Source organism: Pseudomonas sp. No.117, from assembly GCF_054558395.1.
Genome location: NZ_BAAJNP010000022.1, coordinates 1 through 455, shown reverse-complemented (window position 1 = coordinate 455; position 455 = coordinate 1). Strand labels below are relative to the sequence as shown.

Sequence of the window (455 nt, the reverse complement as noted above, 5' to 3'; positions counted from 1 at the left end):
AGGCCGAAGTCCTCGAAGCCCATCTGCGCCTGCTTCCAGCGGATCATGCCGTAGCCGTCGTCGCGCAGGATGATGACCACCAGGTTCATCTTCAGGCGCACCGCGGTTTCCAGCTCCTGGCTGTTCATCATGAAGCCGCCGTCGCCGCACACCGCCACGATGGGGGTTGTGGGATGGACCAGGCGCGCGGCCATGGCCGAGGGCAGGCCGGCGCCCATGGTGGCCAGGGCGTTGTCCAGCAGCACCGTGTTGGGCATGTAGGCCTTGTAGTTACGGGCGAACCAGATCTTGTAGATGCCGTTGTCCAGGGCGACGATGCCGTCGGAGGGCAGCACGTTGCGCAGGTCGGCCACCAGGCGCTGGGGGTAGACCGGGAAGCGGTCGTCGGTGGCGCCTTCGGCGACGTGGGCCTCGTTGGCTTCGCGGATGGTCAGCAGGCGGTCGAAGTCCCAGGT

The 455-nt window shown here is 66.8% G+C and carries 1 protein-coding gene; it reads right to left on the bottom strand.

Annotated features, from left to right (window positions below; all coding sequences use genetic code 11):
- The coding region (locus ACYJP6_RS24170) for a thiamine pyrophosphate-dependent enzyme (protein ID WP_459478562.1) at positions 1–455 on the bottom strand (455 nt) is incomplete at both ends.